The organism is Enterobacter cloacae complex sp. HYC074_NIDB (genome assembly GCF_056673345.1).
Genome location: NZ_CP114214.1, coordinates 3,546,904 through 3,558,481 on the forward strand (window position 1 = coordinate 3,546,904; position 11,578 = coordinate 3,558,481).

The window sequence follows — 11,578 nt, forward strand, 5'->3', positions numbered from 1 at the left end:
AAACGCCTCTTATTGATGTTCTAATGCCGCCCGTAAAAACCCGTGATGGGCTTCAAGCCTGGCTCTGGCCGCGGCTGCATCCAGCCCGGTTAATATCATCAGAATGGCGGGTTTTACATCGTGATCGGTCTGCTGAAGCACCTTTTCCGCCTCTTCACGACTGGCGCCTGTCGCTTCCATCACCATGCGGCAGGCTCTGTCCACCAGCTTGACGTTGGTGGCCTGCATATCCACCATCAGGTTTTGGTAGACCTTGCCAAATTTCACCATCGCGCCGGTGGAGATCATATTGAGCACCAGCTTCTGTGCGGTTCCGGATTTCAGGCGCGTGGAGCCGGTGAGCGCTTCCGGCCCGACGACCGGAGAGATGGCAATGGCGGCCACCTGCGCAATCGGCGAACCCGGGTTACAGGAGATGGCCACCGTGGTACATCCCGTCTGTCTGGCGTATTCCAGCCCACCAATGACGTACGGCGTACGACCAGAAGCCGCCAGCCCGACGACCAGATCCTGCGCGGTCAGGTTCAGCGCCCTGAGATCGTCTTCCCCAAGCTGTTTATTGTCTTCTGCCCCTTCCACCGCTTTCAGCAGCGCGCCGGGGCCACCGGCAATCAGGCCAACGACCAGACCGTGCGGAACGCCAAACGTCGGGGGACATTCTGAGGCATCCAGCACACCGAGGCGCCCACTGGTACCCGCCCCCATATAAATAATGCGTCCTCCTGCTATCAGAGCGTCGGCAGCGGCGTCTACGGCTTTCGCCACCTCGGGCAATGTCTCTTTGACTGCCAGCGCGACGAGGGTATCCTGTTGATTAAAGCGGTTTACCAGCTCCAGCGTGGACAGTGCATCAAGATCCATGGTTTGCGGGTTACGCGTTTCAGAAACAAGAGAGCCTAGATTCATGTTATTTACCTCTGGAATTTTTAATTCATAATAAACGCACTATAATGGAATATAAAATTCATTCAGGCGAGCATAATTCGTATTTGCGCAGGTAATCACATTTTCGCCAGGAGACCGTATGAACTGTTTAATTCGTATTCGCCAGCGCTACGCAGGGTTTGCCCAGAGTGACAAAAAGCTGGCGGATTATTTACTTTCCCAGCCCGATCGCGCGCGACACCTCAGCTCCCAGCAGCTGGCAGGTGAAGCCGGGGTGAGCCAGTCGAGCGTGGTGAAATTTGCCCAGAAGATAGGCTATAAAGGCTTTCCGGCGCTAAAACTGGCGATCAGTGAAGCACTGGTAAGCAACCCTAATCCGCAGTCAATGCCGGTGCATAACCAGATCCGCGGCGACGATCCGATGCGTCTGGTCGGCGAAAAGCTGATCAAGGAGAACGTGGCGGCAATGCATGCCACGCTGGATGTGAACACGGAAGAGAAGCTGCTGGAAAGCGTAGCCATGCTTCGCGACGCGCGGCGTATTGTATTGACCGGGATCGGTGCCTCCGGACTGGTTGCGCGTAACTTTGGCTGGAAGCTGACAAAAATCGGCTATAACGCCATCGTTGAACAGGATATGCACGCGCTGCTGGCGACCGTGCAGGCCATGGATCCTGACGATTTACTGCTGGCCATCTCCTATTCCGGCGAGCGCCGTGAAATTAATATGGCTACCGACGAAGCCCTGCGCGTAGGAGGAAAAATTCTGGCCATTACTGGCTTCAGCCCGAATGCGCTCCAGCAGCGGGCCACCCGCTGTCTGTATACCATCGCCGAGGAACAGGCCACTCGCAGCGCGGCGATTTCGTCGACGAGTGCGCAGATGATGCTGACGGACCTGCTGTTTATGGCGCTGGTTCAGCAGGATCTGGAGCGTGCGCCAGAGCGTATTCGTCACAGCGAAGAGCTGGTAAAAAAACTGTTTTGAACAACGAATGAGCGTATAATGCCCGCCCTGTTTGTGATGTTTCTGAGAATTTCCTGATGGCGCTGTTAATCACCAAAAAATGCATCAACTGCGATATGTGCGAACCCGAATGCCCGAACGAGGCGATTTCGATGGGCGACAGCATTTATGAGATTAACAGCGACCGCTGCACCGAGTGCATTGGCCACTATGAGACGCCGACCTGCCAGAAGGTGTGCCCCATTCCCAATACGATCTTAAAAGATCCGGCACATGTCGAGAACGAAGAACAGCTGTGGGATAAGTTTGTCCTGATGCACCATGCGGACAAAATTTAACCTTCGATAATCACCGTCGCACAGGCGTAGTGGCGTTCATCTGCAAGCGTTACGTGCATGTGCGCCACGCCCAGCTTTTCCGCCAGCTTAAGCGCCTCGCCCCATAAACGCAGACGTGGCTTACCCAGCTCATCGTTAAACACTTCAAACTGGTTAAACGCCAGGCCGTTACGAATGCCCGTGCCGAACGCTTTCGCCGCCGCCTCTTTAACCGCGAAACGCTTTGCCAGAAAGCGCACCGGCTGCTGATGCGCCTCCCAGATAGCCCATTCGTTATCGCTCAGCACGCGTCTTGCGAGGCGATCGCCGCTCCGGGCGATCACCGCTTCGATGCGGGCTATTTCAACGATGTCGGTGCCTAAGCCCAGAATAGCCATTACTGACGCGCTTCCAGCATCAGGCGCTTCATCTCGGAAACCGCTTCTTTCAGGCCGCTCATCACCGCACGACCAATAATGGCGTGGCCGATGTTCAGCTCGTGCATTTCCGGCAGGGCAGCGATGGCTTTTACGTTGTGATAGGTCAGGCCGTGACCGGCGTTAACCTTCAGTCCCAGGCTCGCGGCGTAGGTTGCCGCTTTGGCGATCCGCTCCAGCTCTTTCGCCTGCGCTGCGTCGTTTTCAGCATCGGCATAGCAGCCGGTGTGAATTTCAATATACGGCGCGCCCACGTCGGCAGCGGCTTTAATCTGGGTGAAATCGGCGTCGATAAACAGTGAAACCAGGATACCGGCATCCGCCAGGCGTTTGCAGGCATCGCGCATTTTGTCGAGCTGCCCGGCCACATCCAGACCGCCTTCGGTGGTCACTTCCTGTCGTTTTTCCGGCACCAGGCAGCAGAAATGCGGCTTCGTATCGCAGGCAATCGTCAGCATCTCTTCCGTTACTGCCATCTCCAGATTCATGCGGGTATCCAGCGTCTGGCGCAGGATACGCACGTCGCGATCGGTGATGTGGCGACGGTCTTCACGCAGATGGACGGTAATGCCGTCCGCCCCAGCCTGCTCGGCGATAAACGCCGCCTGAACCGGATCCGGATACGCCGTGCCGCGCGCGTTGCGCAGGGTGGCAATGTGGTCGATGTTGACGCCTAACAGTAATTCAGCCATGACAATCCTCGGTATTTTTGTTCATTTACCTTCTCCCTCTCCCTCCGGGAGAGGGCTGGGGTGAGGGGTAAAACATTAGCGTTTCGGCATAAACTGCCTGAATAATTCGCGGCTCTTTAAAGGTTTGCCCCCAAGATACGGCTTGAGCGCAATTCGGGTAAAGCGTTTTGCCGCACGCAGGGTGTCGGCGTCCGGGAACTCGCGTTCATACAGTGCTCTGAGCTGGCGCCCGGTAAAGGTGCTGTTATCGACGACGACACTGGCAATAAAGCCCTTTTCCTCACGATAGCGATAGGTCATGGTATCTTCTACCTCGTCCCCACTCCCCGCGCAGTGCAGAAAATCAACACCGTATCCAAGGTGACCGAGCAGCGCCAGCTCGAAACGACGCAGCACAGGCTCAGGAGTGCCGGTTGCGCCAGCGAGCGACTGGATACAGTGCAGGTAATCAAAGAAAAGTTCAGAGAAGCGGGTCTCATGTTCAAGCACCCGTGAGATGAGTTCGTTGACGTACAAACCGCTGTAGAGCGTGATACCAGAAAGAGGAAGCGCGAGGGAAACGGCTTCAGCACTGCGCAGGGTTTTGACTTCCCCTCGCCCGCCAAAGCGGACCAGCAGTGGGGTGAAAGGCTGCAAGGCACCTTTGAGATTAGAACGTCTGGATCGTGCGCCTTTGGCAACAAGGCGCACGCGACCGGACTCTTCCGTGAAGACGTCCAGCATCAGGCTGGTTTCGCTCCAGGGACGACTATGCAGGACAAAGGCGCGCTGCCATCCATCCATATGCTCGTCGTCTTAGGTTACTGATCTTCGCCGTAACCGAGGCTGCGCAGCGCACGCTCATCATCGGCCCAGCCAGATTTCACTTTCACCCACAGTTCCAGGTGAACCGGTGCTTCAAACATGTCCTGCATGTCTTTACGGGCTTCGATTCCGATAGTTTTGATCTTGGCGCCTTTATTACCGATCACCATCTTCTTCTGCCCTTCACGCTCAACGAGGATCAGACCGTTAATATCGTAACCGCCGCGCTCGTTGCTCTGGAAACGCTCGATCTCCACCGTCACAGAGTACGGCAGTTCAGCGCCCAGGAAACGCATCAGCTTCTCACGGATGATTTCAGACGCCATAAAACGCTGAGAGCGATCGGTGATGTAGTCCTCAGGGAAGTGATGAGTCGCTTCCGGCAGATGCTTGCGCACGATGCCCGCGATGGTATCAACGTTCAGACCCGTCTCCGCAGACAGCGGGACGATGTCCAGGAAGTTCATCTGGCTGCCCAGCCATTGCAGGTGCGGCAGCAGATCGGCTTTTTCCTGCACATTGTCCACTTTATTGACCGCAAGGATCACCGGCGTTTTGCCGTCGCGCAGCTTGTTCAGGACCATTTCGTCGTCCGGCGTCCAGCGGGTGCCTTCCACAACGAAAATCACCAGCTCTACGTCGCCAATGGAGCTGCTCGCCGCCTTGTTCATCAGACGGTTGATGGCGCGCTTCTCTTCCATGTGCAGGCCCGGGGTATCGACGTAAATCGCCTGATACGCGCCTTCAGTATGGATACCGACGATGCGGTGACGCGTGGTCTGCGCCTTACGCGAGGTGATAGAAATCTTCTGCCCAAGCAGATTATTCAGCAGGGTGGATTTGCCAACGTTCGGACGTCCGACGATGGCAATAAATCCGCAATAGGTTTTGTCGATGCTCATTCCAGCTCCAGCATTTTTAACGCCTGTTCGGCGGCAGCCTGTTCAGCCTTACGACGGCTTGAACCCGTGCCGACCACCGGTTCACTCAGGCCACTGACCTGGCAATGGATGGTAAATTCCTGATCGTGCGCTTCGCCACGTACCTGCACCACCAGATAGGATGGCAGCGGCAGATGACGACCCTGCAAATATTCTTGCAGACGCGTTTTAGGATCTTTTTGTTTATCGCCCGGGCTGATTTCGTCCAGGCGGGTCTGATACCAGTTCAGGATCAGCTTTTCTACGGTCTGTATATCGCTGTCCAGGAACACGCCACCGATCAATGCCTCGACCGTATCGGCAAGGATGGATTCACGACGGAAACCACCACTTTTCAGCTCACCTGGCCCCAGACGCAGACATTCACCCAGCTCAAACTCGCGTGCGATTTCAGCGAGGGTATTGCCGCGCACCAGCGTGGCGCGCATGCGGCTCATATCACCTTCGTCCACACGCGGAAAACGATGATAAAGCGCATTTGCAATCACGAAACTTAAAATAGAGTCGCCTAAAAACTCGAGACGCTCATTATGTTTGCTGCTGGCACTGCGATGGGTTAATGCCTGTTGCAACAACTCCTGATGATGAAAAGTGTAGCCCAGCTTCCGTTGAAGCCGATTAATTACGATGGGGTTCATGCGATACCAATAAATGAATGCGTCAAAAATGCAGCACACGAAACCGACCTGAGAAAACCAACGCGGTTTCGTGTGCCGTGGCACCCTTGCAGGGCCAACCTTAAACTTCGGGGGAATATTCTATACACAACGACAGGGGATGTCGTTAGTTCAAAGAGATTTATCGCTGAAATAATTCACGTAGCGGCGAATAAAAGCCGCTACGTGTTATTTTTGACGAAAATTAATGAATTCCGCCAATACGATTCAGGCGAACGCCGGTCGGCCACTCGCCTTCCTGCTTCTCAAAACTCATCCAGATAGCGGTTGCTTTACCGACCAGATTCGCTTCCGGCACAAAGCCCCAGTAACGGCTGTCCGCAGAGTTATCGCGGTTGTCACCCATCATGAAGTAATGTCCCGGCGGCACAATCCAGGTCGCCAGCTGTTGGCCTGGCTGCTGGTAGTACATTGCCAGTTGATCCTCTGCGATTGGCACGGTCAGAATGCGGTGAGTGACATCGCCCAGCGTCTCTTTCCGTTCAACCAGACGAATACCGTTCTCTTTGGTTTCACCTTTTGGCACCTGGAAGAATCCGCTGGTCGCTTCACCGCCGTTACGGCGGGCAAAGGTCTGCACAAAATCACTTGGCTCAACGTTGGAGTAAGTGACTGGCAGCGCATTTTCACATGCAGTTCCAGAGCTACAGCCTGGCTGAATGGTCACCTCTTTCGCCACCGGATCGTAGGTCACTTTATCGCCCGGCAGACCTACCGCGCGTTTAATATAATCCAGCCGTGGATCTTCCGGATATTTAAACACCACGATGTCGCCACGTTTCGGATGACCCGTTTCGATCAGCGTTTTCTGGTAGATCGGATCTTTGATGCCATAGGCAAACTTCTCAACCAGAATGAAATCACCGATCAGCAGCGTTGGCATCATCGATCCTGACGGGATCTGGAACGGTTCATAGATAAAAGAACGCACCACCAGCACAATCGCCAGCACCGGGAATACCGATGCCCCTGTTTCCAGCCAACCCGGTTTTGGGCCGACTTTTTTCAGGGTTTTCGCGTCCAGCGCATCGCCCGTGGCTGCCTGCGCGGCAGCCTGACGTTCACGGCGTTTTGGGGCGAAGATAAACTTATCCAGGCACCACAACAGACCTGTCACCAGGGTAGCGATGACCAGGATCAGGGCAAACATGTTCGCCATGCCAACTCCTTAAGGTTATTTACCGTTACCGTCTTTACCAACATGAAGGATGGCAAGGAATGCTTCCTGCGGCAGCTCAACGTTACCGACCTGCTTCATACGCTTCTTACCTTCTTTCTGCTTCTGCAACAGCTTTTTCTTACGGCTGACGTCGCCGCCATAGCACTTAGCCAGAACGTTTTTACGTAGCTGCTTCACGGTTGAACGGGCAATGATGTGGTTACCAATGGCCGCCTGAATCGCAATGTCAAACTGCTGACGCGGGATGAGATCTTTCATCTTCTCAACCAGCTCACGACCACGGTACGGTGCGTTATCGTTGTGGGTGATCAGCGCCAGGGCATCAACACGCTCGCCGTTGATCAGTACATCCACGCGAACCATGTTCGAGGCCTGGAAGCGTTTGAAGTTGTAGTCCAGCGACGCATAGCCACGGGAGGTAGACTTCAGACGGTCGAAGAAGTCGAGCACTACTTCCGCCATCGGAATTTCATAGGTCAGCGCCACCTGGTTACCGTGGTAAACCATGTTGGTCTGCACGCCACGCTTCTCAATACACAGGGTGATCACGTTGCCGAGGAACTCCTGCGGCAGCAGCATGTGACACTCTGCGATAGGCTCGCGCAGTTCCTGAATATTATTCAGCGGCGGGAGCTTGGACGGGCTGTCGACGTAGATCACCTCTTTCGACGTGGTTTCTACTTCGTAGACAACCGTCGGGGCGGTGGTGATCAGATCCAGATCGTATTCACGCTCCAGACGTTCCTGAATGATCTCCATGTGCAGCAGACCGAGGAAGCCACAGCGGAAGCCGAAGCCCAGCGCCGTTGAGCTTTCTGGCTCGTAGAACAGGGAGGCATCGTTGAGGCTCAGCTTTCCGAGCGCATCGCGGAAGTTTTCGTAATCGTCAGAGCTGACCGGGAACAGACCCGCATAAACCTGCGGTTTCACCTTTTTGAAGCCTGGCAGCGCTTTATCTGCCGGGTTACGTGCACCGGTCAGGGTATCACCCACCGGCGCGCCGAGGATGTCTTTAATGGCACAGACCAGCCAGCCCACTTCGCCGCATTTCAGCTCGGTACGGTCAACCTGTTTTGGCGTGAAGATGCCCAGACGGTCAGCGTTGTAGACCTGGCCGGTGCTCATGACCTTGATTTTGTCGCCTTTACGCATGGTGCCGTTTTTAATACGCACCAGCGAAACAACGCCGAGGTAGTTATCAAACCAGGAGTCGATGATCAGCGCCTGTAGCGGCGCATCCGGGTCACCTTCCGGCGGCGGAATATCACGCACCAGACGTTCCAGTACATCCGGAACGCCGACGCCGGTTTTCGCCGAGCAGCGCACTGCATCGGTCGCATCAATACCGACGATGTCTTCAATCTCTTCCGCTACGCGCTCAGGATCGGCGGCTGGCAGGTCGATTTTATTCAGAACCGGCACCACTTCGAGATCCATTTCCATGGCGGTGTAGCAGTTTGCCAGCGTCTGGGCCTCTACGCCCTGTCCGGCATCCACCACCAGCAGCGCGCCTTCGCAGGCCGCCAGCGAGCGTGACACTTCATAAGAGAAGTCAACGTGCCCTGGGGTGTCGATAAAGTTCAGTTGATAGGTTTCACCATCGGAAGCTTTATAGTCGAGCGTCACGCTCTGCGCTTTGATGGTAATACCGCGTTCGCGTTCCAGGTCCATGGAGTCCAGAACCTGGGCTGCCATTTCACGATCAGACAGGCCACCGCAAATCTGGATAATACGGTCAGACAGCGTCGACTTACCGTGGTCAATGTGAGCAATGATCGAAAAGTTACGTATGTTCTTCATATAGTTAAATAATTATGCCTTACGAATTCCTGGAGGCCGCTGTTCTTAGCCTGACGTTTTTCAGTGCGAAAACGCAGCATTCTACACTACATCCTCGTCAGCTGGAACTGCACTTAGAGCCAGGTATAGCGCGAAGAGACGGCGTTTTCTTTATTGCGATGTAAATAATAATAAAGCCCGGCAGATCACCGGGCCTCAGAAGAGAGCGTCTCAACACGAAGTTGGTCGGGTGCCAGTGCAACGCTGAGGATAACGGGCTGCCACGCTTCCCGGGCGGCAAGCCTTGGGGAAACGCCTTTAGCAAGCCAGAACCCGCCCACGCCGCCCAACGCGGCCCCGCACATGGCGGCCAAATCTGTGCCGAACAGCATCTGGAAAACCCCGCCCATCACGAACAGACCTGCCAGCGGAGAAAGGTAAACCAGCATGGCGGAAGTGAGCAGGCTACCTTCAGCGATGCCCAGCTCCACTTTTTGCCCTGCCACCAGCGGCTGATCGCTCGGCACAGCAATAGTGTGCGACGTTTGCGGCCCCAGCTTATTCAACACGCGGCTGCCGCAACCGGCTCGCGAAGCGCAACTGCTGCATGATGCTTTAACGTCACAGCTAACAAGCGCTACGCCATCCTGCCAGGATACGACCGTGGCCCACTCTTTAATCATTGCGCAGCCCTGAATTTAATGCTGTCGGAAATACGTTTTGCCGTTGGCGGCGGTAATTCACCGACAATGGTAATTTCCGCATTATCGCGCACCGTCGTGCTGACCGTCCGGCGACCGGTACGGAGCATCTGTTCGGAACTGTTCGCCGTAGCGCGATTAATATTCACCGAGAAGCTAAACAGCCCATCGGAATAGAGTCGCGACTCAACCGGAGTTTCGATAGTAGGCAGCTGGCGACGACTGCTGGAAACTTCGCTGAACCCTTGCGGGATCCAGGATGGTACCCAGTTAAAATTGACAGAATCGCCGGCAGGCACGGAAAGCAAAGGCGGCAGGCTGGCTTTGGCCAGATTCTGCATGCTGTTGCCGACCTGATTGTTTACGTCAAAGGAGATCACACGGAACTGCTCCAGCGTTTCACCGTCGCGATCGAGCAGATCAACGCGCATCGGCAGCTTCGTCTCTGCGTCAATCCAGACGATATAGCTGTAACGCGTCCCATCCCGCGCAACAACGCGGATCACTTCGCACAGCCTGTCGGCAATACGCGTTCGCCCCACCGAGATAAAATCATAGTAGGGGGCGAGACGTTTAAAATCGGTGTAAATGAGCGACGGCAGGGAGTCAACGATGTAGTCACCATTGAGCGTAAACGGCTCAAGGCCAGGCTCGAAATAGCTGATTTCATTCCCACGCTGGACCACTTCCCGACGCGGGCCATCCATCTGTAAAAGCTGGGCGAGCGGCTGGTTATCAAGGCGGGCGTGGCGATAGCGTAACGATTCGACACCCTGCTTATTGATGCTGATAAATGCCAACTCGTAATTGAGTGACTGGCTGGCCAGATTCATTTGCTGCAACAACGCCCCGGATGAAACATCAGCCGAGGCGTTAGCAGAGAAGAACAGGCTACCCGCCATCAAAGACATGGCGAACCAAAGTTGCTTCATTACTGCGATTGCGTTCCTAAAGTTTGGTTTCCTGGCACCTGCACAGCAGCCTGCTGGGTTTGGGCCTGCTCAAACTGAAGCTGCTCGGAGTGCAGACGGCGCTGCAACTCGTAATCCTGCAACATCGCATTAATGCGACGGCGCTGCTCCTGTACCTGCTGTTGCTGTCCGCCGCTTGCGGAGGCATCTGCCGGTACGCCCAGGCTAACCGGGCTGGCTTTACCCATCATCGGCAGCGTATTAAACACTGGCGCTTCAGGTTGCTGATTGGCTTCAGACTGAGTGTTATAGTGCTGGACCCCAACGATAACTGCAAGCGATACGCACGCAGCGACCCCCATCTGGGTGAGCTGGCTGGCCCATGGACGCACCTTGTGCCAGAACGGCATTTTCTGCCACTGGTGAGGTGCAGGCTGCGCTTCAGGAATCAGCGGCGTGGTCTGATGAACAGGTTCGTTCTCAATGGCCGCCATAACGCGTGCTGAGATATCGAAATGGAGAACCTCACTGGTATCACCGCGCAGCGTGTCGCGGATAAGATGATAGCTCTCCCAGGTCTGTTGCATTTCGGGAGAATGAGACAACTCATCGAGCAGCTCATTATCCAGCGTTTCACCATCCATTAAAGCGGAAAGTTTTTCTTTCTGCATGCCTAATACCTTTTCCAGTATCCCGCTATCGTCAACGCCTGATAAGCGGTTGAACTTTATTATCAATGGCTTCTCGCGCACGGAAAATTCGTGAACGAACCGTGCCGACCGGACAATCCATGATGGCGGCTATCTCTTCATAGCTTAGGCCATCCAGCTCCCGTAACGTAATTGCCATGCGTAAATCTTCCGGGAGCGACTCGATCGTGCGAAAAACGATTTGTCTCAGTTCTTCTGACAACATTAAGTTCTCAGGGTTCGAAATTTCTTTCAGCGCGCCGCCACTTTCGAAGTTTTCTGCGTCGATAGCGTCAACATCACTTGAAGGCGGACGCCGGCCCTGAGCAACCAAATAATTCTTAGCCGTATTGACTGCAATACGATACAGCCAGGTATAAAAAGCACTATCCCCCCGGAATGAATCCAGCGCGCGATAGGCCTTAATAAAAGACTCTTGTACAACATCAGGAACATCGCCTGAGGGTACATAGCGGGAAACCAGACTCGCTACCTTATGCTGGTAGCGCACCACCAGTAGGTTAAAAGCTTTCTGATCTCCCTTCTGGACCCGTTCAACCAGGACCTGGTCCGTTAACTGCTCGCTCATCCGAGGTAA

Annotated in this window: 14 protein-coding genes; 2 read left to right on the forward strand and 12 right to left on the reverse strand. The window is 54.8% G+C overall.

Annotation, left to right across the window (positions count from 1 at the left end):
• Window positions 1–9: 9 nt before the first annotated feature.
• Window positions 10–906, reverse strand: a complete 897-nt coding sequence (gene murQ, locus O1724_RS17145; RefSeq protein ID WP_126296774.1) for an N-acetylmuramic acid 6-phosphate etherase — start codon at window positions 904–906, stop codon at window positions 10–12.
• Between the two features lie 118 nt (window positions 907–1,024).
• On the opposite strand from murQ, the gene O1724_RS17150 reads away from it, so the two are divergent.
• Both O1724_RS17150 and O1724_RS17155 read left to right on the forward strand, forming a co-directional pair.
• The gene (locus O1724_RS17150; protein ID WP_126296775.1) at window positions 1,025–1,873 is read left to right on the forward strand and encodes a MurR/RpiR family transcriptional regulator; all 849 of its coding nucleotides are present in this window, start codon (window positions 1,025–1,027) and stop codon (window positions 1,871–1,873) included.
• A gap of 56 nt (window positions 1,874–1,929) precedes the next feature.
• On the forward strand, window positions 1,930–2,190 hold the full coding sequence (locus tag O1724_RS17155) for a YfhL family 4Fe-4S dicluster ferredoxin (RefSeq protein WP_003860704.1): 261 nt from the start codon (window positions 1,930–1,932) through the stop codon (window positions 2,188–2,190).
• Here the strand turns inward: O1724_RS17155 and acpS are convergent.
• The 11 genes from acpS to rpoE form a co-directional block, all read right to left on the reverse strand.
• The gene (gene acpS / locus O1724_RS17160; RefSeq protein ID WP_003860706.1) at window positions 2,187–2,567 is read right to left on the reverse strand and encodes a holo-ACP synthase; all 381 of its coding nucleotides are present in this window, start codon (window positions 2,565–2,567) and stop codon (window positions 2,187–2,189) included. The genes O1724_RS17155 and acpS overlap by 4 nt on opposite strands.
• Window positions 2,567–3,298, reverse strand: a complete 732-nt coding sequence (gene pdxJ / locus O1724_RS17165; protein WP_003860707.1) for a pyridoxine 5'-phosphate synthase — start codon at window positions 3,296–3,298, stop codon at window positions 2,567–2,569. Before pdxJ ends, acpS begins: the two co-directional genes overlap by 1 nt.
• Before the next feature lie 75 nt (window positions 3,299–3,373).
• The gene (recO, locus tag O1724_RS17170; RefSeq protein ID WP_003860708.1) at window positions 3,374–4,081 is read right to left on the reverse strand and encodes a DNA repair protein RecO; all 708 of its coding nucleotides are present in this window, start codon (window positions 4,079–4,081) and stop codon (window positions 3,374–3,376) included.
• Window positions 4,082–4,098: 17 nt separating this feature from the next.
• Entirely contained in the window at window positions 4,099–5,004 is a 906-nt protein-coding gene (era, locus tag O1724_RS17175; RefSeq protein WP_003860709.1) for a GTPase Era, read from the reverse strand.
• The gene (gene rnc, locus O1724_RS17180) at window positions 5,001–5,681 is read right to left on the reverse strand and encodes a ribonuclease III (RefSeq protein WP_003860711.1); all 681 of its coding nucleotides are present in this window, start codon (window positions 5,679–5,681) and stop codon (window positions 5,001–5,003) included. Before rnc ends, era begins: the two co-directional genes overlap by 4 nt.
• 223 nt (window positions 5,682–5,904) lie before the next feature.
• The gene (lepB, locus tag O1724_RS17185; protein ID WP_126296776.1) at window positions 5,905–6,879 is read right to left on the reverse strand and encodes a signal peptidase I; all 975 of its coding nucleotides are present in this window, start codon (window positions 6,877–6,879) and stop codon (window positions 5,905–5,907) included.
• Between the two features lie 15 nt (window positions 6,880–6,894).
• Window positions 6,895–8,700 carry a translation elongation factor 4 gene (gene lepA, locus O1724_RS17190; RefSeq protein WP_003860714.1) on the reverse strand — a complete coding sequence of 602 codons (1,806 nt, stop codon included), beginning with the start codon at window positions 8,698–8,700 and terminating at the stop codon, window positions 6,895–6,897.
• 185 nt (window positions 8,701–8,885) lie between these two features.
• Window positions 8,886–9,362 carry a SoxR-reducing system protein RseC gene (rseC, locus tag O1724_RS17195; protein WP_006811609.1) on the reverse strand — a complete coding sequence of 159 codons (477 nt, stop codon included), beginning with the start codon at window positions 9,360–9,362 and terminating at the stop codon, window positions 8,886–8,888.
• Entirely contained in the window at window positions 9,359–10,312 is a 954-nt protein-coding gene (rseB, locus tag O1724_RS17200; RefSeq protein ID WP_126296777.1) for a sigma-E factor regulatory protein RseB, read from the reverse strand. The genes rseC and rseB overlap by 4 nt, the downstream gene beginning before the upstream one ends.
• The gene (rseA, locus tag O1724_RS17205) at window positions 10,312–10,962 is read right to left on the reverse strand and encodes an anti-sigma-E factor RseA (RefSeq protein WP_003860719.1); all 651 of its coding nucleotides are present in this window, start codon (window positions 10,960–10,962) and stop codon (window positions 10,312–10,314) included. The genes rseB and rseA overlap by 1 nt, the downstream gene beginning before the upstream one ends.
• Before the next feature lie 31 nt (window positions 10,963–10,993).
• Window positions 10,994–11,569: an RNA polymerase sigma factor RpoE gene (gene rpoE, locus O1724_RS17210; RefSeq protein WP_006176728.1), complete on the reverse strand. Its 576-nt coding sequence runs from the start codon at window positions 11,567–11,569 to the stop codon at window positions 10,994–10,996.
• Window positions 11,570–11,578 lie beyond the last annotated feature (9 nt).

Bases quoted from the DNA above. Each gene is read 5' to 3' on its own strand.
- rseC (WP_006811609.1), bottom strand. From the start codon at position 9,362: ATGATTAAAGAGTGGGCCACGGTCGTATCCTGGCAGGATGGCGTAGCG.
- O1724_RS17155 (WP_003860704.1), top strand. From the start codon at position 1,930: ATGGCGCTGTTAATCACCAAAAAATGCATCAACTGCGATATGTGCGAA.
- rpoE (WP_006176728.1), bottom strand. From the start codon at position 11,569: ATGAGCGAGCAGTTAACGGACCAGGTCCTGGTTGAACGGGTCCAGAAG.
- rseA (WP_003860719.1), bottom strand. From the start codon at position 10,962: ATGCAGAAAGAAAAACTTTCCGCTTTAATGGATGGTGAAACGCTGGAT.
- era (WP_003860709.1), bottom strand. From the start codon at position 5,004: ATGAGCATCGACAAAACCTATTGCGGATTTATTGCCATCGTCGGACGT.
- rseB (WP_126296777.1), bottom strand. From the start codon at position 10,312: ATGAAGCAACTTTGGTTCGCCATGTCTTTGATGGCGGGTAGCCTGTTC.
- O1724_RS17150 (WP_126296775.1), top strand. From the start codon at position 1,025: ATGAACTGTTTAATTCGTATTCGCCAGCGCTACGCAGGGTTTGCCCAG.
- pdxJ (WP_003860707.1), bottom strand. From the start codon at position 3,298: ATGGCTGAATTACTGTTAGGCGTCAACATCGACCACATTGCCACCCTG.
- lepB (WP_126296776.1), bottom strand. From the start codon at position 6,879: ATGGCGAACATGTTTGCCCTGATCCTGGTCATCGCTACCCTGGTGACA.
- rnc (WP_003860711.1), bottom strand. From the start codon at position 5,681: ATGAACCCCATCGTAATTAATCGGCTTCAACGGAAGCTGGGCTACACT.
- murQ (WP_126296774.1), bottom strand. From the start codon at position 906: ATGAATCTAGGCTCTCTTGTTTCTGAAACGCGTAACCCGCAAACCATG.
- recO (WP_003860708.1), bottom strand. From the start codon at position 4,081: ATGGATGGATGGCAGCGCGCCTTTGTCCTGCATAGTCGTCCCTGGAGC.
- lepA (WP_003860714.1), bottom strand. From the start codon at position 8,700: ATGAAGAACATACGTAACTTTTCGATCATTGCTCACATTGACCACGGT.
- acpS (WP_003860706.1), bottom strand. From the start codon at position 2,567: ATGGCTATTCTGGGCTTAGGCACCGACATCGTTGAAATAGCCCGCATC.